Source organism: Bradyrhizobium sp. HKCCYLRH1034 (genome assembly GCF_051168375.1).
Classification (GTDB): Bacteria; Pseudomonadota; Alphaproteobacteria; order Rhizobiales; family Xanthobacteraceae; genus Bradyrhizobium.
The window spans coordinates 71471-89125 of the sequence record NZ_JBNPUW010000018.1 but is presented as its reverse complement, the minus strand read 5'-3'; the positions used below and the strand labels follow the sequence as shown (position 1 = coordinate 89125).

The following is a 17655-nucleotide window of genomic DNA, read 5'->3' as shown; positions in this document are numbered from 1 at the left end:
CCGGCGGCCGGAGGCATCATGCGTTCGGCCGCCGCTCTCGACGCCCCGCATCGCCGCGAGACCGCCGGCCGGACTCGGCTCGGCGCCGGTCGCGCGGCGGTTCGCGCCGGTGGCGGCGGAATTGCTGCTCCGGTGATTTTGGGGCTTGCCTTCCCGTGCGGGAAATGACCCTGCTCTCGCCATGATCTCTGCTGTCCAAGGTGTGCTCAGCCTGTTTTGCGGCGCGATGGTCGGGTTCTCGCTCGGCCTCGTCGGCGGCGGCGGCTCGGTGCTGGCGGTGCCGCTGATGGTCTATGTCGTCGGCGTGCCCGAGCCGCACATCGCGATCGGCTCGAGCGCCATCGCGGTCGCCACCAACGCGGCCATCAATCTCGCCAATCATGCGCGCGGCGGCACTGTGATCTGGCCGATCGCGGCGCTGTTCGCAACGGCGGGCATCGTCGGCGCCTTCACCGGCTCGCTGCTCGGCAAGATGGTCGACGGCCAGAAGCTGCTGGCGCTGTTCGCGCTGGTGATGATGGTCATCGCCATGCTGATGCTGAAGACGCGCGCCCGCATCGGCACCCCCGATGTGAAGATGAGCATGGCCAACGTCCCGGCGATCGTCGGCTTCGGTCTCGGCACCGGCACGCTGTCCGGTTTCTTCGGCATCGGCGGCGGCTTCCTGATCGTGCCGGCGCTGATGGCTGCGACGGGCATGCCGATCATGAATGCGGTCAGCTCGTCGCTGGTCGCGGTGACGACCTTCGGGCTCACCACCGCGGCGAGCTATGCCTGGTCCGGGCTCGTCGCCTGGGATCTCGCCGGACTGTTCATCGCCGGCGGGATCGCGGGTGGCCTTGCCGGCACGCGCCTGGCGCGCCATCTCTCTGGACGGCGCGGCGCATTGAACGTGGTGTTTTCCGTCGTGATCGCGGTGGTGGCGCTGTATATGCTGACGCGCAGCCTGCTGCATATCTGGAGCTGACCTCAATGAAGCGCGTCCCCTCGACTGCGATCACCTCCGCCAGCAGCCGGCGTGACGTGTTGACGCTTTTTGGCGCAGGCGCGGCGCTTTCCTTGTGGCCCCGCGACGGTCGCGCCGAGGATGCCGACGAGCCCGACGAGGGCGCGGTGCTGCGCGACCCCGATGCGCCGGTGCTCGGCAATCCTTCGGGCGACATCGCGATCGTCGAATGGTTCGACTACAATTGTCCGTATTGCCGCAAGCTCGATCCCGAGCTGCAGCAGGTCATCCATGATGATGGCAAGGTGCGCTGGGTTCTCAAGGAGTGGCCGATTCTCGGGCCGACTTCCGTGGTTGCCGCGCGGATGGCGCTGGCCTGCAAATATCAGGACAAATATGCCAAGGCGCATGAGGCGTTGATCGGCGTCAGCTCGAAGCTCACCGAACCGCGCATCGACGAGCTGCTCGCGGGAGCAGGAGTCGACGTCGACCGCGCCAAGCGCGACCTCGCCGCAAACGCCAAGGCCATCGATGACATGCTGGCGCGCAACGACAAGCAGGCGCGGGGATTGCGTTTCCGCGGTACGCCGTCCTTCATCGTCGGCAAGTTCAGGGTACCCGGCGTGCTGACCATGGCGCAGTTCGAGCAGGTCATCGCCGACGCGCGCAAGGCCAGGGCGGCCAACTGATTGGCAAAGCAAAGGCGCCCCGACCAACGGCCGAGGCGCCCTGAAAACAGCAGCGTCGTGCGCGTTACTTCGACGAGATGCGAACCCAGTCGTCATGCGCGCGGGTCTTGAGTGAATTCCAGCTGTCCGCCGCGACGTCCCAGTTCACGATCGTCCGGCGCGTCTGCGCGGTCGGCCCGTTGGCGACCTCGGAGGTCTGCATCGAATCATGGATGTAGACGCCGAACCCCAGAATGAGAGCCCCCAGGATCATTCCCACGAATGTCCGCATGTCATGTTCTCCAGTGTGACGGCCAATAACGCCGCGGTCGAAACTTGGTTCCACGCCCGCCGCGGTCCCGGTCCACCGCGATCAGAACATCCTAACTGCGCGATTTTTCAGGCCGCGATTCCGGCAGCGAGGTGACGAGATTGAGTGTTTTCATCTCGTCGGGCTTGAACGTGAACAGCTGGTCATGCGGCGTCTCCATCGCATGCACCCAGACCTTCAGATCGATGCCCATCTCGGCGAGATGGCGCTGGCATCGCGCCGAGATGTTCTGCGCAAGGCTCATGTCGTCGCCGGACCTCACGGCGGTCCCGGACGTGGGGACTGCGGCGATCTGATGCACGCCGATGATCGCCCGCTCGCCGGCCCGGCGCTCGAGACCCCCGGCGAACACCAGCGGGCACGACGAGGCGCAATATTTTCCCGCCTCCACTTCGGTTGCGAATTTCCGCGCGCGGATCAGTCGCCCCATCGCCAACGCGTCGGCGACGGAGCCGCCGGGCGAGTTCAGCACGATCGTCCTGATATATTCGCCATGACGTTCGACTGCGTCCGCAAAGCTGCGCGCGCTGCCGGGTGTAATCGTGCCGGTCGCGAACAGCCGGCCGCCGCCGCGCAGCTCGAACTGAATCGGCTGCTGCAAGGCACGATCGCCCTGCGGCAGCGGCATCAGCCGCTTCATCAGGGGCGCCAGCACGGATGGTGATTCCTCCGGCAGGTCCGGCGCGTCGCGCCGAATGTCGAGCTGAGGCGGGGCCGCATCCGATGGCACTTGCGGAGCATTCAACTCGAGCAGGTCCGCCGCGAGAACTGCGACGGTGACGACGAGGATGCTGCGGAAGACCCAACGCAGAATGCTCTCATCGGGATTGTCCGCGAGCCAGGCATGGACGCGTCGGTTCAGCGCCGAAGCCACGGGACTACTTTCCGATTCGAGCCGATGACAGCGACGTCACGTTCTCATCCACCGCGGCCGGCGCCGGCTCAATGGCCGGTGCAGAAGGCTCCTCCGTGGGCGTTTCGGCTGGCCGTCGCTCGGCCGCCCGCCTGGCGTCCTCGACCTCGCGCGCAATCTGCAATGCGGTGACGAGATCGGCGGCGGTCAGGCTGGAGGCGCTCACGGCGGGCAGGCCCTCGCGGCGGATGGCGGCATGGACGACGCAGAGGATCAGCACCAGCACCGCCGGCATCAGGTCGATCGAGATTGCGCCGGCCCAGCTCGGGATGAAGTCGCCGGCGTAGTGCAGCACGGCTTCAGCGGGCGACAGCGTCTGGAACCGGGTCGGCTCGATGCGCGGCAGCGCCAGGATCTTGTCGGCGGCGTCGGCGAGCGAGGCGGCCTGGGTGGCGATCGCGCCCTCGACCTTGCCGACGACGGCGGTCTGGCGCTCGGCCAGGTCGCCGCTGCGTCCGCCTGCGGCAGGCGCGATGAATCCGGCCGAAAGCGACGTCGCGGCGCGCCTCACCGCAGGTGCCACCGAGGTCTGCTGCAGATTGGCGATCACGCCCATCAGGTTCAACGACTCCGTGGCGAAGGCATCGCTACGCGTTGCGATCGGCCCGCGGTCGGAGATCAGCTCGCGCATCTTGGCGAGGCTCTTGCCGCCCTGCTCGTAGAGAGCAGAGACGCGCTTGCCTGACTCCTGGACCTGTTGTCCCAGTCCGTCGAGCTGCGTCGACATCTGCGCGAGGAGCTGGACCACGGTGCCCGATCCGGAGGTGCCGGTGAGCGAGCCCGCGCGTTCGGCGTCCGCCAGCTTGGCGAAGCGGGAGGAGGCGAGCTGGATGTCCGGCAGCAGGCTTTGCGCAGCGATGGCCTGGCTGTTGGCCCTGTCGAGGTCGCGTGTGTAGTTCTGCACGGTGATGGCGAGATGCTGCTGGATCGCTGCGGCGCCGGCCAGGGCCGACGCATTCAGCCAGGACGACATCGCGACGATCATCAGCGAGCCCAGCAGCATGCAGCCGGCCATCATCAAGCGCCCGATCGCGCTGGTGACGTGCGGCATGAACTGCATCATGAACACCCAGAAGGCGTAGATGCCGACCGAGACCGCGACTGAGTAGATGACCGCCGCAAAGAATACCGTGGTCGGACTGCCGTTGAGCAGCTCGCGGACGCCAAGATAGGTGTAGACGCCGGCGGCCAGCGCCAGGATCGCGGTCGTGAGCTTCAGCGTCACCTCGAGACGGTTGACGCCATTGGCGAGCACGACGGAGGTGGAGGAGCGGGCGGACGAGACTTGCGCGACGGACGCGGCAGGCGAGGGCATCAGCGGCGAGGGCATGAGCAGACCTTCGGCGGCGTCATGGCCGCCCGTGTGCAGCGCCCCCGCTGTATGACCGAGCAGAACCAATGCGGACAAAATCCGCCGACATTGTGTCGGCGGCATTGCCGATCAGCCATGTCGTAGCAAGGGAATCAAGCTCAGCGCATCAGCCAGCGCAGCAGCTCGACATTCGCCTCGCGCGGATAGCAGTGGCTGAGATCGTCGATCTCGCGATAGGCGACGTTGGCGCCGGCCTTGGCCAGGGCGTCCGCCGTATGCCGCGCGATCTCGACCGGAAACATCCAGTCGAGCCGGCCGTGCACGATCTGGATCGGCAGGCCGCGCAGACGGTCCCGGTCGGCGATCTCGGCCATCAGCGGATGGAACGTCGCGGCCACCGGCGCAAGATGCGTGAACGGCGAGCCTGCGGCCAGTCCGCTGACGTAGCAGAACGTGCCGCCGTCGCTCATCCCGGTCAGGAGCATGCGGGCGGGATCGATCGCGACGCGACTGCGGACGAGGTCGAGAATGCGCAGGAGGTTCGGCGTATCGGCGTCGTCGCCCATCAGCGCCCAGGTCGGTCCTGCCGCGGTGGGGGCAACCAGGATCGCGCCGAGGCTGCGCGCGGCGCGCAGCCAGCTCCAGAGAAAGTCGCGGCCGTTGCCGCTGCCGCCATGCAGCGCCATGACCAGCGGCCAGTCTCGGTCCGCCGTGTAGTATTCCGGCACATACAGCGAAAAGCCGCCGCGATTGCCGATCTCGTTATGGTCGTGAAACACGGTGTCCTTGCCTGCAGAGGACGCGGCCAGCAGCTGGCGCAGCCCGTCGTCACCGTCGACGGCGGGATCGAGGAAGAACTCGCTCAGCGGCGGCAGCGTCGCGGCCAGTGGAAACAGCGCCTCGAGTGCGCGGGGCAATTGACGGAGGGCCCTGAACACGTCGACCAGGTCGCCCTCGCCGCGCTGAACGGCGCGCAGGCCGGCAAACGACATCAGCGCTGCGTCCGCTGCGGTGTCGAAGGCGATACGGATATGGGCGAAGTCCGCCGGCCACGACGTGAGATGAATCCGCGCCGTGTGCAGCACCTGCTCGGGATCGCCGACGTCAGCCATCACGCGATCGAAATCCGGCGGGTTCAGGTAGCGTGCAACGTGGGACAGGGCTTCGAGCGTCTGCAGCAGTGGCGGCAACACGATGAGAATGTCATCCACCACGGCATCCGTCATGCAGGTCTCCTTGATACGCGATACGCGGGGCTGGCCGTCTCGTCTGCTTGCCGGTCATGCAACGCAAAATCGGGCGTCCGGGCAATGACCATTTTCCGAACGCGTGTTCGCTCCGCGAAGCCGCAATCTCGCGATGCGGCTCCTGCAAGTCAACACGGTCCGGACGCTGCCGTCGCGCGCGGCAGGTGAGTCGCGCGCGAATACACGCGCAGACGATAGTTGATTGACAAAATTCGGGCGCGATGTCGCACTTGGTGAGAGCCGGCGGCGCGGCGGAGGGTTCCTCGTGGATCACCGCCCTGGGTCAAAACTGCCGATCGGTTGCCGAGGGGGGATTCGCATCATGACCAAATCGCCGTCGGCCGCGTTGATCAACGCGGTGCTCGCCATGGACGTCTACAACAGGGGCGTCAACCCGACGCTCGTGGTCAATTTCAACCGTATCGGGAGCTATGAGCTGGTGGCGGCGAGCGTGACCTCGACCGCCGACAATTTCGAGGCCGCGACCTATCAGCTCGCGGGCGATCCATCGACACGGATCATTTCGTTTCGCGGCACCGACAGTCTCGCCGACGTGCCATCGTGGCTTGGCGGTGCAGGTCTGGCCGGCTGGCCGACGCAGTTCCCGGATGCGGAGTCCTACTACAAGACATGGGCGACATCGAACGTCTCGCTGACCGGACATTCGCTCGGCGGCGGACTTGCCGGCTACATCGCGGCGCTCAACGACAAGGTGGCCTATGCGTATGACGCGATGCCGTTCGAATTCGCGGCTGAGGTCCGCTACGACCAGTTGCACGGCTTCTGGGGCGCGCTGACGTCGCACCCGGTCGACCGCTATTCCGACATTCACATGGTCTCCCTGTCCGGCGAGATCCTGCAATATGTGCGGGCTGCGGCGCCGGTGCTGGAAGCGCCGCTGGCGCTGCTGCAGCTCGGACCGGTCGCCGGCGCGCTTGCCATCGCCCATGCTGCGATCGGCATCTCGTCAGAGCAGAAGACCGTGCTCGGCGCGGGCACGGATCTCGGTCAGGATCCGGTCAGCCTGCACTCGATCGCGCTGCTGACGATGATGCAGTGGGCGAGCGACAACGGTGCCCAGGATTGGAAGAAGGCGGCGGCTGTGCTGCTGGCGCCGCTGGAGGATGACGCCATTGCTTCGGCCGTCGGCATTCCCGCGGCCGGTGTGAGCGGCGAAGGCGCGCCGTCCGACAAGATGAAGGACATGATCGCCTATTCGACGGTGACCGACGCCAGTGGCTACGGCAACAGCGCCGTGCAGGCCCTGTTCAACGGCGGTGGCGTGCTCGGCAACAGCGTCAGCGCCGACACTGCGGCGACCTACCTGAAGAACGGCGGGGTCGAGAAGGCGCTGGCCGAGATCGTGGTGGAATATTCGGCACTGCTGGCGCAGAACCACGACGAGGTCGCGGCGACGCCGGGCGTGATCGGCCATGAGCACGGCATCCTTTATCAGGACACGGCCAACAACCTGCTGGTCGCGGATCTGTCGTCCGACCTGTGGTCGCGCGCCGACACCGGATCGGCTGTCGACGTCCTGGGCAAGCTCGCGCTGATCGATGCTGTCGCGAGTTTCGACAGTGAGGACGCTGGCCTGATCGACCTGGCGATCGGCGTGCTCTGGGGCGGCAAGACCGACAATCTCGACTGGCTCAGCGCAGCCTTGAGCGACGCGGCGACCACGGTCGCGGTCGATCCGGTGCCGGGCGCGATCATTGCTGCGTCCGACGGTGCGCTGCTGATCGCGGGCGGCGGCAACGACACGCTGTTCGGCACCGCCAATGACGACCTGCTGATCGGCGGCGGCGGCAGCGACGTGCTCAAGGGCGGGGCCGGCGACAACATCCTGGTCGGCGGCGTCGGCGCCACCTACGTCTATGCGCAAGGCGACGGCAACGACGTCATCATCAACGGCGTAGCGTCGCTGTCGAAGCCGACAGGCACGCTCGATTTCGGAACGACCTACACGGCCGACAATTTCTGGTTCGTCAAATCGGGCAACGATCTGGAGATCGACATTCTCGGCACCCATCAGCAGGTCACCGTCGCCGACTGGTTCCTTGGCGGCTCCTATCAGCTGCAGGAGATCAAGGCCGGCGGTCTCGAGATCGATACCCAGGTTTCGCAACTCGTGCAGGCCATGGCGACCTACGCCCAGGCGCATCCGGGTTTCGATCCCACGGTGGCATCACAGTTGCCGACGGATGCGCAACTGCACGACCAGATCGCTGCGGCCTGGCACGTCAACGCGTGAACGCAGGCCCGCGGCCGCCTCAGTGCAGCCGCGGCGCCTTGAGCAGCTTGGCGCGGTCGGTCGAGGCGATGGTGACGTCGAAGGTGACGCCCTCATGGTGCACCGTCAGCGGCACGTCGACGCCGGCTGCGCCGAGCGCCCAGAGCTTGCGATAGAACTCGCTCTGGCTCGTCACCTTGTCGCCGTTGATGCCGAGGATCACGTCGCCCGCCTTGAGCTCGGCGCGGGCCGCCGGGCCGTTGTCGGAGACGCCGATCACGACGACGCGATCGTCGACCTCCGTCGCGTACATGCCGAGCCAGGGGCGTGCCGGCTTGTTGACACGGCCGAAGCGCCTGAGATCATCGATGATCGGCTTCAACAGGTCGATCGGCACGATCATGTTGACGTGCTCGTCCTTGCTGTCGCGCTCGCGCTCCAACTGCAGCGACCCGATGCCGATCAGTTCGCCCTTGGCCGAGAGCAGGCCGGTGCCGCCCCAATTCGGATGGGCGGGGTGGGTGAAGATCGCCTCGTCCAGCAGATATTCCCAATAGCCGGCGAATTCCTGCTTGGCGATGATCTGGCTCGCGACCGATCGCGTGCGTCCGCCGGCGCCGCCGAGCACGACATGATCGCCGACCTTGGTTGCCGCCGACGAGCCGAGCGGCAGCGCCGGCAGGTCGAGCGATCCGAGCGCCTGCACCAGGCCGAAGCCGGTCGTGAAGTCGAACCCGAGCACATGGCCCTCGACCACGCGTCCGTCATTGGGGTGCAGCCAGACGGATTCGGCCTCGGTGATCAGGTAGCCGATGGTCAGCACCAGCCCGTCGTCGATGACGACGGCATTGCCGGCACGTTCGGTCCCCAGCGTTTCCGCGCTGAAGGCGTCGGACGGAATGATGGCATGCAGGCCCACGATCGAGGACAGGGCTTGATCGAGATCATATTGATAGTCTTCGGCGCGAGGCTGGAAGGCGGACGGCACTTTCCATTCGGTCAAAGAAGGCATTTCGTTCTCCTGCTCTGTCGATACCCCCGGGTGCATCGACCAAGCTTCTGCTTCGTGTCGCGTGACGGCCACAGCGTGAACGCGAGCTTAACATCTTTGGCCGGCTGCGCCAGTTCCGCCGGCTCCGCATCGGCGTCGGGAGGAACTGGCTTCCCAACTACCCGCGGCCGCAGCCCCTGCCGATCACGGGCCAGACCAGCCACGCTCCGGCAGCATACAGGCTGCCGACAGTCGTGGCTCCGGTTTTGGCCGCGATGTGGAAACGTCCGGCATCGAGCAAGGCTCCATCGGAGGCGACGATCGCCGAGATCATACGGTCGGACGGGCCGAACACGACCACCGCATCCGGCTTGATCACCAGGGCCATGGCAGCCATGCCCGCAAACCAGACGAGGGCAACGGCCAGCACGCCCTTCAAGGGAAGGGCGCGGGACGGGGGATGCCGGTCAATAGTCGTAGGCATGCTCGAACGTATATCCCGCGGCTTCGAAACGGCCGATGTCCTGAACCAAAGACCGGACCGGTACGTCGACGCCGATGCGACGGGCACCGGGGCGCGACTGGATCGGGACACTGAATATAGGCAGCCCATCGAAAGCTGCCAGCCGTCCGTCGCCCGGAGGGACCACGATCGTGACCAGGATACGATGATTGCCTGCGATTTCGCCGAACGCGGCGCCGTCATGACGGCCGAGCTCCTTGGCGAAGGAATCGAACTTGGCGTAGCGCTCGGTCTCCACCAGCACGCCCTTCATGCCTTTGGAGTCCGTGACCTCGCGGATCACCTTCACGCCCGGAATGGCTGCAAGCTCGGCGGCAGGCAGGCCGGTGACGACGCTCTGGATGGTCAGCACGGCCGGATCGTAGCCCGCCACATAGCCGATGACGGCCGCATAGGCGGCGCGCCCGGCATATTGCAGGCTGAGCGAGACGCGCCGCTCCACGGCGCGGAACGACGGCACGAAGGGCGTCTCGCGCCAGAACTGATCGAGCTTGGCGACGAAGGGATACCGATACCAGGGCGTCTGATACAGGAACGCCGCGTAGTCCTTCAGCAGGGCAAGGTTGAAGGCGTCCTCCGCTGTCTTGACGCCGTCGGTGGTCTCCCAGCTGATCGCCCCGATGCTCTTCTCGTAAGCGCCCTGGAGCGCCATCTCGGCGGTGAAGCTGAAGCCGATGATGTAGTTCGTCAGCTTCTGCTCCGAGGTGGCGGGACCGGAGCCTGCGGCCTGGCGCGTGGCCCGGCACAGGCTGCGCCAGAAGCCGGAGACGCTCGATAGATAGTGGAAGTCGGACTCCGAGGCCTGCCCGGTCACCGCAGCGAGGTCGGCATAGGCGTGGACGATGTACCATTCAGGAAAGGTCAGGAAGCTGTCACCCTGTGATCGCGCATATGCGGGATCGGTGATGCCGAAGTAGGAGGTTACCATCGGGGTCGGGACGTCGGCCACGCAGACCGTCTCGACGCTGATCACGGTGGTGGCAACGCCGATCGCCGCGGCTGCCAAAACGACGCCGAGAAGATACAGCGCTTTACGACGCAGGCTCATGCGAGGGCAGCCTGTCTACGCCACGGCGACCAGCCGACCGCGATGCCGATCGCGCCGAGTGCGAGATGCGGCAGGCTGGAGAGGACCTTCACCAGCCACGAGGTGTCGCGGATGCCGTCGATGACGATCGAGAGGTCGAGATAGCCCGAGCCCGTGAACACGCCCATCACGCCGTCGAGGAAATACAGCGAGCCGAACACGCGCAGGAAGAACACCGCGCTGCGGCGGGTCAGCATCGCCGCCAGCGCCCACAGGCCGGAGGCGACATGCAGCGCATCCTTGTAGATGTCGAGCTGGAACAGGCCGAACACGCGGCCTTGCGCATCGATAAAGGTCGGGATGTAGTCGGTCGCGGCGGCGAACAGGAGCGCCATGGCGAGCGCCAGCGCGGCGATGCGATAGCGGTCCAATGCGGAGCCATCTGCTGCTGATGTATTCATGCGAAATAGGCGTCCCACATCGCGTTGCGGAACAGGAGGTTCGGATCATACTGCCGCTTGGCGGCGACGAAACGCGCGGCCGCCGGATAGGCCTTCTCGACCTGGTCGCGGCGCGCGTGCAGACGATAGGGCAGATAGAACGCGCCGCCAATCGCCGTGATGCGGTCGATCAGCGCTTCCGTCGTCCGCAGCATGTCGATCTCGCCTTCGGGCGAGGTCGCCTGCGAGAACGACATGACGGCCGCGATCCGGCGCACCGGTGCGATCGTGAGCGCGGGTGTCTTGTCCTCGGCGACGTAGCGCAGGGTGACGTTGAGGAATTCGGCGCGCGCCTTGGGAATGATCTCGCGGCAGGCGGTGAGGAACTCGCCGAACCGCTCCGGCGCGACGAAATATTCGTGCAGGATGTCGGTGCGGTGCATGTCCTTCTGCGCCAGATTGGCGACCGGCTCGGCCATCAGCGAGTTGCGGGTGTAGCGGCTGTCGGAGATGGCGGGGCCGAGCCGGGTCTCCATGAACCAGCGCAGGCCCTTGGCGACCTCCCATCCGGTCTGGGCGCGATAGATCGTGTTGGCGACGCCGGTGAGCTTGCCGGAGCTGACTGCCGCGGGCAGGGTCGCCGGAGCATCGGGGGCGGGGCGGAAGGTGACGAGCAGGGCGTCGTCGAAGAACGCCTTGCGGGACACCGACATTCGGCCATAGGCCATCTTCACATTGGCGTCGCCGTCGATGTTGCGTGTGAACTGCTCGGCGAATTTCTCCGGCGCCATGCGCTCGAAGCGCGGCTCGAGCAGCAGGTTCGGCACCATCTCGACCTCGAGATCGACGACGATGCCGAACAGGCCGTAGCCACCCATCGCGAGCCCGAACAGCTCGGCATTCTCGTTGCGCGAGCACTGCACCAAGGTGCCGTCGGCGAGCAGCATGCGGATCGATTTCACCGTGGAGCCGAACGGGCCATACGGCACCGGCCAGCCATGGGCATTGACGCAGAACGTGCTGCCGACGCCGAAATCGCTGTTGGACTGCATCACGGCCGGCGAGAAGCCTTTGGGATCGAGCGCGGCGATCACGTCCCACCAGCGGTTGCCGGCCGCGGTGCGATAGGTCTTCGCCGCCGTGTCGAGCTCGATCGCGCCGCCGTCGAGCGTGATCGCCGTGCCGTCGCGCGGCAGGCTCTGGCCGCCCATCGAATGCCGGGCCACGGCCGCGGTCACCGGGCGTTTCGCCGCGGCCGCCTCCTTGAGCTCGGCGCGCAGCCGCGCGATCAGGTCGTCGGTCGTGGGCTTGCTGATCACCACATGCCTGGCGACCGGCGTCGGGTTGAGCCGGCTGGCGTCGTTGAGGATGGTGCGCAGCTCGGCCCGCGCCCGCGGCATCCGCGCCAAGGGCAGCGCCGCGGCCGTACCCGCGGCGCGCAGAAACCGTCGTCTCGACATCATGGCGCGGACTCTCCTTCCCTTCACGGAGTCTACGCCAGCATCGTAAACGTTCGAAAAATTTCCGTGCCGTCAGTCTGCCGCCGGGCGCGCCCGCGTGGGCACGAGACGGAAGTCGCGGCCATCCTTCACCCACTCCGCGCGCTCGTCGCGCAGCAAGGTGCGGCGCACCTTGCCGGAATCGTCGCGCAGCATCATGTCGACCAGCTCATAGCTTTCGGGGTGCTTGTAGCGGCTGAGCCGGTCGGCAAGGAACGCGCTCATGCCGTCGACGATTCCCTGCGCATTCCTGGAGCGGTCGATCTCCACGATCGCATGCACGCGCTGGCCAAGCTCTGGATCGGGCAGGCCGACCACGACGCAGGAGCGGATGTCGGGATGCGCCATCAGCGCCGCCTCGACCTCGGCCGGATAGATGTTGGCGCCGCCGCGCAGGATCATGTCGGCGAGGCGATCGCCGAGATAGAGATAGCCGTCGGCATCGAGCCGGCCGATGTCACCGAGCGACTCCCAGCCGTCGGCGCGGCGCTTCGGCTCGGCGCCGAGATAGTGATAGGTGCTGCCGGGACCATCCGCAGGCAGGAAGTAGATCTCGCCACTTTCGCCCGGCGCGACGTCATTGCCTTGGGGATCGAGGATGCGCAATTTGCAGGACTCGTCGATCTTGCCGACCGAGCCCTTGTGCTGCAGCCATTCAGTGCCGGAGATGATGGTGCGGCCCTGGCGCTCGGTGCCGCCATAGAGCTCGTAGACGCGCTCGGGCCCGAGCCACTCGATCCATCTTTCCTTGAGCCATGGCGGCATCGGCGCGGCCATGTGGAACACCATCTTCAGGCTCGACAGATCGTAGCTGTTGCGGACCGCCTCCGGCAGCGCCCAGATCCGGTGCATCATCGTCGGCACGAAGTTGACCCACTGAATGTGCTGCGTCTGGATCAGCCGCAGCGTCTCTTCGGCGTCGAACTTCACCATCCCGGTCAGGCTGCCGCCGGCGAACAGCGCGTAATGCGACACGATGAAGGGCGCGTTGTGATAGAGTGGGCCGGGATTGAGCAGCGATGCGCCCTTCGGAATGCCGAGCGGCGGCTCGGCGGCGGTGTCGGTTACCGCAGGCTGGTGATCGAGGATCACCTTCGGCCGTCCGGTCGAGCCGCCCGAGGTCATTGCTTTCCAATAGCGCGACACCGGCGCGGCGAGCGGCGCGTCGGAAAAGCCCTCGGGCGTGAAATCGGCCGGCAGCGCGTTCGGCGCATTCCAGTCGGCCTCGCCGCCGACCACCAGTGACGGCTTGAGGATCTCGAGCACCGCGGCGGCCTCGCCGCGCGGCAGCCGCCACGACAGCGACGTCGGCGTCGCGCCGCATTTCCACACCGCGAAGCTGGTCTCGAACAGCGCATTGCCGTTGGGCAGGCCGATCGCGACGAAGTCGCCGGGCTTGACGCCCTTGGCCGCGAAGGCGCGCGCACGCGCATTGGCGCGGCGCTCGAGCTGCTCCCAGGTCAGGACATCGGTGCCGTGCCGGAGCGCGACGCTGTCCCCGGGTTTGCGCTCCGCATACCAGCGCGGCACGTCGGCCATCGGAATCAGCATCCATTCCTCCGTATCGTCGGCTGCCTCGCACGGGCGCCCATTCTTGGTCCGCGGCTTTGGCCGCCGACGTCAGTGATGAGAGGTGTTGTGCCTCAACCGAACCGGGTCGTCCATACGCGCGCGCCGCCAGGTTTCGGATGGCAGTTCTGCGAAATGGCGCTGATGAGCCTGAGGCAGGACTGAAAGGCTGGAAGCCGTGACGCCAGGCGGACTGATAATTCCGTCACGCGGATCGTAAGACGATCGGGGTCGCGCCACGGGAACAGGTCAGGCACCGAACGGCGCGGCGATAAGAACCTTTGCAGCCGATCTTCATTGTCGCTCGCGGGGGCCAACGGACAGGAGCTCCCATGCACGCTCAACAGATGATCGAAACCCACCCGCACGTCCGCGGTCGAGTTGACGACGCACTCGTCCGCTGCATCGAGGAGTGCTACTCCTGCGCTCAGATCTGCACCTCCTGCGTCGATGCGTGTCTCGGAGAGAATAGCGTCGCCAGGCTGACGCAGTGCATCCGGCTCAATCTCGATTGCGCCGACGTCTGCAACGTCACCGGCCGTCTTGCCACGCGGCGCACGGGCTCCGACCAGGAGATGATCAGCCGCATGCTCGAGGCCTGCGCGGCGGCGTGCCGGCTATGTGCCGAGGAGTGCGATAAGCACGCCAAGATGCATGCCCATTGCCGGATCTGCGCCGAGTCCTGCCGGCGCTGCATGAACGCGTGCGAGGAGGCTGGACGCAGCACGACCCATTGATAGGTCGGTTGCGGCGCCGCTCCATCGAAGAATGGAGCTCATCAAGAGACAAAGGCCGGGCGCGAGGCCCGGCCAGTCCGACCATGGCGACCGGATTGCTCCGGTCCTGAGAACGCCATCGCAGACAATCGATCGATCAGCCGCCGTTCAGCTTCGTGGTCAGGGTCGTGAAGATGCCTTCCAGGGTGAGTCCGAGCTTGTTGAGTATGGTGATGATCGCAAGCGCGATGCCGGCCGCAATCAGGCCGTACTCGATCGCGGTTGCGCCCGATTCATCCTCGTAAAATTTGAGAAGCAATTTCTTCATCAATTCCCTCCGCCGCCCGGCAACATGACCGCCGAACGATGCCCGCGAAACTACGGAATGGAACCTAAGGTAGTATGAACGAGGTCTAGCCAAGTTTCGCAACTTTGCCGTTTATGTCGAAAATCTCAGTTGCAACACGGTCCACTGCACGCGAACGGGCTCATGGCGGCACACCGGCTGCGCGCAGTGCCTCCGCGTAGGTTGTGGCGAGCGTCCCGGCCGGAAACGGGATCCGTTCGAGGAACTCGGACACGGTGAGATGCGGTTCGAGGCTCAGAAGCTGACGCGCGACCTCGCCGGCGCGCGACATCTCTCCGGTCCTGACCAGGGCCACGATCAGGACGCGGAGCGCGACGGCGAAACGCCGGTTCTGCGCCAGCGCGATCTCCGCCCATTGAACGGCGCCAGCGAGATCGTCCTCGGCCACCGCACAGATCGCCAGCGCTCCGGCTGCGAACCAGCCCCGCGGATCGCGCGGGTTCAGCCGCCGCGCCCGTTCGATCATCGCCCGTCCCGCAGCCGTGTGTCCGGCCATGATCTCGATCCAGCCGCTCAAGGTCAGCGCCATCGCCGAGTTCGGGTTGATGGCAAGCGAGCGGCGGAACAGCTCCCGTGCTGGGGCGATGTCCTCGGCCATGTTCCAGATCGCGAAGGCCGCCATCCACAGCACCTGCGCGTCACCGGGCGCATGCTCGCACGCCTGCCACGCCCGCGCCACGGCGGCCGTGCGATAGGTCTCGTCCGGCGCGCTCCAGCCCTGGAAGTGGCGCAGCGCCTGGCAATAGGCCCAAGCCGCCATCGCGGGCGCGCAGGCGGGATCGACCGCCAGCGCCTGGTCCAGACACGCGGTCGCCGCCGCAAGGCTGTCGGACGTGAAAGCGTCGCGCAGGCTGGCGGCGCGCAGCAGCAGATCGTAGGCGTCCGGATGCAGCGGCGGCGTGGCGCGGCGCCGCTCGCCTTCCGCCAGCTCGAGCGTCGGCTCGATCGCCGCCACGATGCTCTCGGTGATGCGGTCCTGCAGCGCGAACACATCGTCCAGCTGGCCGTCGAAGCGCTCCGCCCACAGATGCGCGCCGGACGCCGCATCGATCAGCTGCCCGTTGATGCGCAGGCGGGACCCAGCGCGGCGCACGCTGCCTTCGAGAACGTAGCCGACGCCGAGCTCGCGTCCGACCGTACGGATATCGACGGCCTTGCCCTTGTAGATGAAGGAGGAGTTGCGGGCGATCACAGCGAGGCCGCTGCAACGGGATAGCGCGGTGATGATGTCCTCGGCCATCCCGTCGGCGAAATAGTCCTGCTCGGGATCGCCGCTCATGTTGGTGAAGGGCAGCACGGCGATGGCGGGGCCGTCGAAGGCGGGTGCGGCTGATACGGCCGGCGTCTGCACCGCGTCGGCCTGCTCACGGACCGCCCCGACGAAGCGGACGCCCTTGCGCGGAATGGTGCGGATCAGCCGCTGCGCCTCGCCGCTGTCGCCGATCGCGCTCCGCGCCGCGCTGATGCGGCTCGCCAGCGTCGCCTCGGAGACGATGCGGCCGCCCCACACCTCGGCGAGGATGTCGTCGCGGCTGACGACGCGGTCGCGCGTCCTGATCAGGAACGCGAGCAGGTCGAACACCTGCGGCTCCATCGCGACCAGGTCGTCGCCGCGGCGCAGCTCGCGGCGGCCGGGATCGAGCACGAAATCGTCGAAGCAATATACCACAGGCACCGTCCTGGCCGCCGGTTTCACCTTCGCGTCACGCGATCCGCAAAATCAAGCCGGCCTCAAGGAAAAATCAATGCCTCCTCCAAGCGCCGCGCGGGCGCAAGGCGCACAACGACCGCACCTCGGAACCAGGAGCCTCCGCCATGCCGACCATCCTTCACGCCAGCCGCCGCCGTTTCCTCACCCTTGCCGGAACCGCCGTTGCGGCCTTTCAACTCGGCTCCAGCGCCGGGCAGGCGCAGAGCTTCAAGTCGGCGTCGAAGCTGCCGGCGATCCGGCCGGGGGCGGGGACGTCGCTCGGACCGATCAAGCAGGTCAAGGCCGGCGAGATCAGCATCGGCTATGCCGAGACAGGTCCGGCCGACGGCCCCGTCGTCATCCTGCTGCACGGCTGGCCGTACGACATCCACAGCTTCGCCGACGTCGCGCCGACGCTGGCCGCGTCCGGCCATCGCGTCATCATTCCGCATCTGCGCGGCTACGGCACGACGCGGCTGCTGTCGCCGACCGTGTTGCGCAGCGGTCAGCCGGTTGCCGTCGCCGCCGACATCGTCGCGCTGATGGACGCGCTTTCGATCAGGACCGCGACCCTCGCCGGCTATGACTGGGGCGCGCGCACCGCCAACATCATCGCGGCGCTGTGGCCGGAGCGGTGCAAGGCGATGGTCTCGGTCAGCGGCTATTTGATCGGCAGCCAGCAGGCCGGCCGCATGCCGCTGCCGCCGGCCGCCGAGCTGCAATGGTGGTACCAGTTCTACTTCGCGACCGAGCGCGGTCGCGAGGGCTACGACAAGAACCGGCGCGACTTCGCCAGGCTGATCTGGCAGACGGCCTCGCCGAAATGGGCGTTCGACGACGCCACGTTCGCGCGCAGCGCCGCCGCCTTCGACAATCCCGATCACGTCGACATCGTCGTGCACAACTATCGCTGGCGGCTCGGCCTCGCGCAGGGCGAGGCGAAATACGATGCGCTGGAGGCGAAGCTCGCGACCTTTCCTGACATCACCGTGCCCACCATCACGATGGAGGGCGATGCCAACGGCGCGCCGCATCCAGCGCCCGAGGCATACGCCAGGAAGTTCACCGGCCGCTACGAGCACCGGCTGATCACTGGCGGCATCGGCCACAACCTGCCGCAGGAAGCGCCGCAGGCGTTTGCGCAGGCGGTGCTCGACGTGACGGCGAGCGCGTAGCGCCGACG

Annotated in this window: 17 protein-coding genes; 5 read left to right on the top strand and 12 right to left on the bottom strand. The window is 66.7% G+C overall.

Annotation, left to right across the window (positions count from 1 at the left end; translation table 11 throughout):
- Nucleotides 1-181: 181 nt before the first annotated feature.
- Nucleotides 182-967, top strand: coding sequence for a sulfite exporter TauE/SafE family protein (locus ACQR0W_RS30905; RefSeq protein WP_316171829.1), 786 nt, complete (start codon nucleotides 182-184; stop codon nucleotides 965-967).
- Between the two features lie 5 nt (nucleotides 968-972).
- A complete protein-coding gene (locus ACQR0W_RS30900; protein ID WP_315826596.1) occupies nucleotides 973-1635 on the top strand; it encodes a DsbA family protein in 663 nt (220 codons plus the stop codon).
- Nucleotides 1636-1699: 64 nt separating this feature from the next.
- Here the strand turns inward: ACQR0W_RS30900 and ACQR0W_RS30895 are convergent, their stop codons facing one another.
- The 4 genes from ACQR0W_RS30895 to ACQR0W_RS30880 all read right to left on the bottom strand — a co-directional run bounded on the left by ACQR0W_RS30895 (nucleotide 1700) and on the right by ACQR0W_RS30880 (nucleotide 5396).
- Complete coding sequence (locus ACQR0W_RS30895; protein WP_172111383.1) at nucleotides 1700-1906, bottom strand: hypothetical protein; 207 nt, start codon at nucleotides 1904-1906, stop codon at nucleotides 1700-1702.
- Between the two features lie 91 nt (nucleotides 1907-1997).
- Nucleotides 1998-2819, bottom strand: coding sequence for a hypothetical protein (locus tag ACQR0W_RS30890; protein WP_315716220.1), 822 nt, complete (start codon nucleotides 2817-2819; stop codon nucleotides 1998-2000).
- Nucleotides 2820-2823: 4 nt separating this feature from the next.
- Entirely contained in the window at nucleotides 2824-4173 is a 1350-nt protein-coding gene (locus tag ACQR0W_RS30885) for a hypothetical protein (protein WP_316171838.1), read from the bottom strand.
- 155 nt (nucleotides 4174-4328) lie between these two features.
- Nucleotides 4329-5396 carry a phospholipase gene (locus ACQR0W_RS30880; protein ID WP_315716219.1) on the bottom strand — a complete coding sequence of 356 codons (1068 nt, stop codon included), beginning with the start codon at nucleotides 5394-5396 and terminating at the stop codon, nucleotides 4329-4331.
- A gap of 343 nt (nucleotides 5397-5739) precedes the next feature.
- Between ACQR0W_RS30880 and ACQR0W_RS30875 the strand changes: the two genes are divergently transcribed.
- Nucleotides 5740-7671, top strand: coding sequence for a calcium-binding protein (locus ACQR0W_RS30875; protein ID WP_316171828.1), 1932 nt, complete (start codon nucleotides 5740-5742; stop codon nucleotides 7669-7671).
- A 19-nt stretch (nucleotides 7672-7690) separates the two neighbouring features.
- Here ACQR0W_RS30875 and ACQR0W_RS30870 read toward each other — a convergent pair whose 3' ends face one another.
- From ACQR0W_RS30870 to ACQR0W_RS30845, 6 genes are all read right to left on the bottom strand, one after another.
- On the bottom strand, nucleotides 7691-8662 hold the full coding sequence (locus tag ACQR0W_RS30870) for a S1C family serine protease (RefSeq protein ID WP_315716217.1): 972 nt from the start codon (nucleotides 8660-8662) through the stop codon (nucleotides 7691-7693).
- Nucleotides 8663-8819: 157 nt separating this feature from the next.
- Nucleotides 8820-9125 (bottom strand): hypothetical protein, encoded by a 306-nt coding sequence (locus ACQR0W_RS30865; RefSeq protein WP_315754336.1) that lies wholly within the window; start codon nucleotides 9123-9125, stop codon nucleotides 8820-8822.
- Nucleotides 9109-10212 (bottom strand): hypothetical protein, encoded by a 1104-nt coding sequence (locus ACQR0W_RS30860; RefSeq protein WP_316171827.1) that lies wholly within the window; start codon nucleotides 10210-10212, stop codon nucleotides 9109-9111. Before ACQR0W_RS30860 ends, ACQR0W_RS30865 begins: the two co-directional genes overlap by 17 nt.
- A complete protein-coding gene (locus ACQR0W_RS30855) occupies nucleotides 10209-10652 on the bottom strand; it encodes a DUF4383 domain-containing protein (RefSeq protein ID WP_316171826.1) in 444 nt (147 codons plus the stop codon). Before ACQR0W_RS30855 ends, ACQR0W_RS30860 begins: the two co-directional genes overlap by 4 nt.
- Nucleotides 10649-12094, bottom strand: coding sequence for an FAD-binding oxidoreductase (locus ACQR0W_RS30850; RefSeq protein ID WP_315754340.1), 1446 nt, complete (start codon nucleotides 12092-12094; stop codon nucleotides 10649-10651). The genes ACQR0W_RS30855 and ACQR0W_RS30850 overlap by 4 nt, the downstream gene beginning before the upstream one ends.
- Before the next feature lie 69 nt (nucleotides 12095-12163).
- Nucleotides 12164-13681, bottom strand: coding sequence for an AMP-binding protein (locus tag ACQR0W_RS30845; protein ID WP_316187379.1), 1518 nt, complete (start codon nucleotides 13679-13681; stop codon nucleotides 12164-12166).
- Nucleotides 13682-14031: 350 nt separating this feature from the next.
- Between ACQR0W_RS30845 and ACQR0W_RS30840 the strand changes: the two genes are divergently transcribed.
- Complete coding sequence (locus tag ACQR0W_RS30840) at nucleotides 14032-14436, top strand: four-helix bundle copper-binding protein (protein ID WP_315754344.1); 405 nt, start codon at nucleotides 14032-14034, stop codon at nucleotides 14434-14436.
- Between the two features lie 136 nt (nucleotides 14437-14572).
- Here the strand turns inward: ACQR0W_RS30840 and ACQR0W_RS30835 are convergent, their stop codons facing one another.
- Both ACQR0W_RS30835 and ACQR0W_RS30830 read right to left on the bottom strand, forming a co-directional pair.
- Nucleotides 14573-14743 carry a Flp family type IVb pilin gene (locus ACQR0W_RS30835; protein WP_284418181.1) on the bottom strand — a complete coding sequence of 57 codons (171 nt, stop codon included), beginning with the start codon at nucleotides 14741-14743 and terminating at the stop codon, nucleotides 14573-14575.
- A gap of 160 nt (nucleotides 14744-14903) precedes the next feature.
- Nucleotides 14904-16451: a winged helix-turn-helix domain-containing protein gene (locus tag ACQR0W_RS30830; protein WP_316187401.1), complete on the bottom strand. Its 1548-nt coding sequence runs from the start codon at nucleotides 16449-16451 to the stop codon at nucleotides 14904-14906.
- Between the two features lie 146 nt (nucleotides 16452-16597).
- Here ACQR0W_RS30830 and ACQR0W_RS30825 point away from each other — a divergent pair, with 146 nt between their 5' ends.
- Nucleotides 16598-17647 carry an alpha/beta fold hydrolase gene (locus tag ACQR0W_RS30825; RefSeq protein ID WP_316187380.1) on the top strand — a complete coding sequence of 350 codons (1050 nt, stop codon included), beginning with the start codon at nucleotides 16598-16600 and terminating at the stop codon, nucleotides 17645-17647.
- Nucleotides 17648-17655 lie beyond the last annotated feature (8 nt).

What these genes read in the sequence shown, in the direction of transcription:
- ACQR0W_RS30845 (WP_316187379.1), bottom strand. Translation starts at nt 13,681, where the DNA reads ATGCTGATTCCGATGGCCGACGTGCCGCGCTGGTATGCGGAGCGCAAA.
- ACQR0W_RS30855 (WP_316171826.1), bottom strand. Translation starts at nt 10,652, where the DNA reads ATGAATACATCAGCAGCAGATGGCTCCGCATTGGACCGCTATCGCATC.
- ACQR0W_RS30850 (WP_315754340.1), bottom strand. Translation starts at nt 12,094, where the DNA reads ATGATGTCGAGACGACGGTTTCTGCGCGCCGCGGGTACGGCCGCGGCG.
- ACQR0W_RS30905 (WP_316171829.1), top strand. Translation starts at nt 182, where the DNA reads ATGATCTCTGCTGTCCAAGGTGTGCTCAGCCTGTTTTGCGGCGCGATG.
- ACQR0W_RS30875 (WP_316171828.1), top strand. Translation starts at nt 5,740, where the DNA reads ATGACCAAATCGCCGTCGGCCGCGTTGATCAACGCGGTGCTCGCCATG.
- ACQR0W_RS30900 (WP_315826596.1), top strand. Translation starts at nt 973, where the DNA reads ATGAAGCGCGTCCCCTCGACTGCGATCACCTCCGCCAGCAGCCGGCGT.
- ACQR0W_RS30895 (WP_172111383.1), bottom strand. Translation starts at nt 1,906, where the DNA reads ATGCGGACATTCGTGGGAATGATCCTGGGGGCTCTCATTCTGGGGTTC.
- ACQR0W_RS30860 (WP_316171827.1), bottom strand. Translation starts at nt 10,212, where the DNA reads ATGAGCCTGCGTCGTAAAGCGCTGTATCTTCTCGGCGTCGTTTTGGCA.
- ACQR0W_RS30885 (WP_316171838.1), bottom strand. Translation starts at nt 4,173, where the DNA reads ATGCCCTCGCCTGCCGCGTCCGTCGCGCAAGTCTCGTCCGCCCGCTCC.
- ACQR0W_RS30870 (WP_315716217.1), bottom strand. Translation starts at nt 8,662, where the DNA reads ATGCCTTCTTTGACCGAATGGAAAGTGCCGTCCGCCTTCCAGCCTCGC.
- ACQR0W_RS30865 (WP_315754336.1), bottom strand. Translation starts at nt 9,125, where the DNA reads ATGCCTACGACTATTGACCGGCATCCCCCGTCCCGCGCCCTTCCCTTG.
- ACQR0W_RS30840 (WP_315754344.1), top strand. Translation starts at nt 14,032, where the DNA reads ATGCACGCTCAACAGATGATCGAAACCCACCCGCACGTCCGCGGTCGA.
- ACQR0W_RS30880 (WP_315716219.1), bottom strand. Translation starts at nt 5,396, where the DNA reads ATGACGGATGCCGTGGTGGATGACATTCTCATCGTGTTGCCGCCACTG.
- ACQR0W_RS30825 (WP_316187380.1), top strand. Translation starts at nt 16,598, where the DNA reads ATGCCGACCATCCTTCACGCCAGCCGCCGCCGTTTCCTCACCCTTGCC.
- ACQR0W_RS30835 (WP_284418181.1), bottom strand. Translation starts at nt 14,743, where the DNA reads ATGAAGAAATTGCTTCTCAAATTTTACGAGGATGAATCGGGCGCAACC.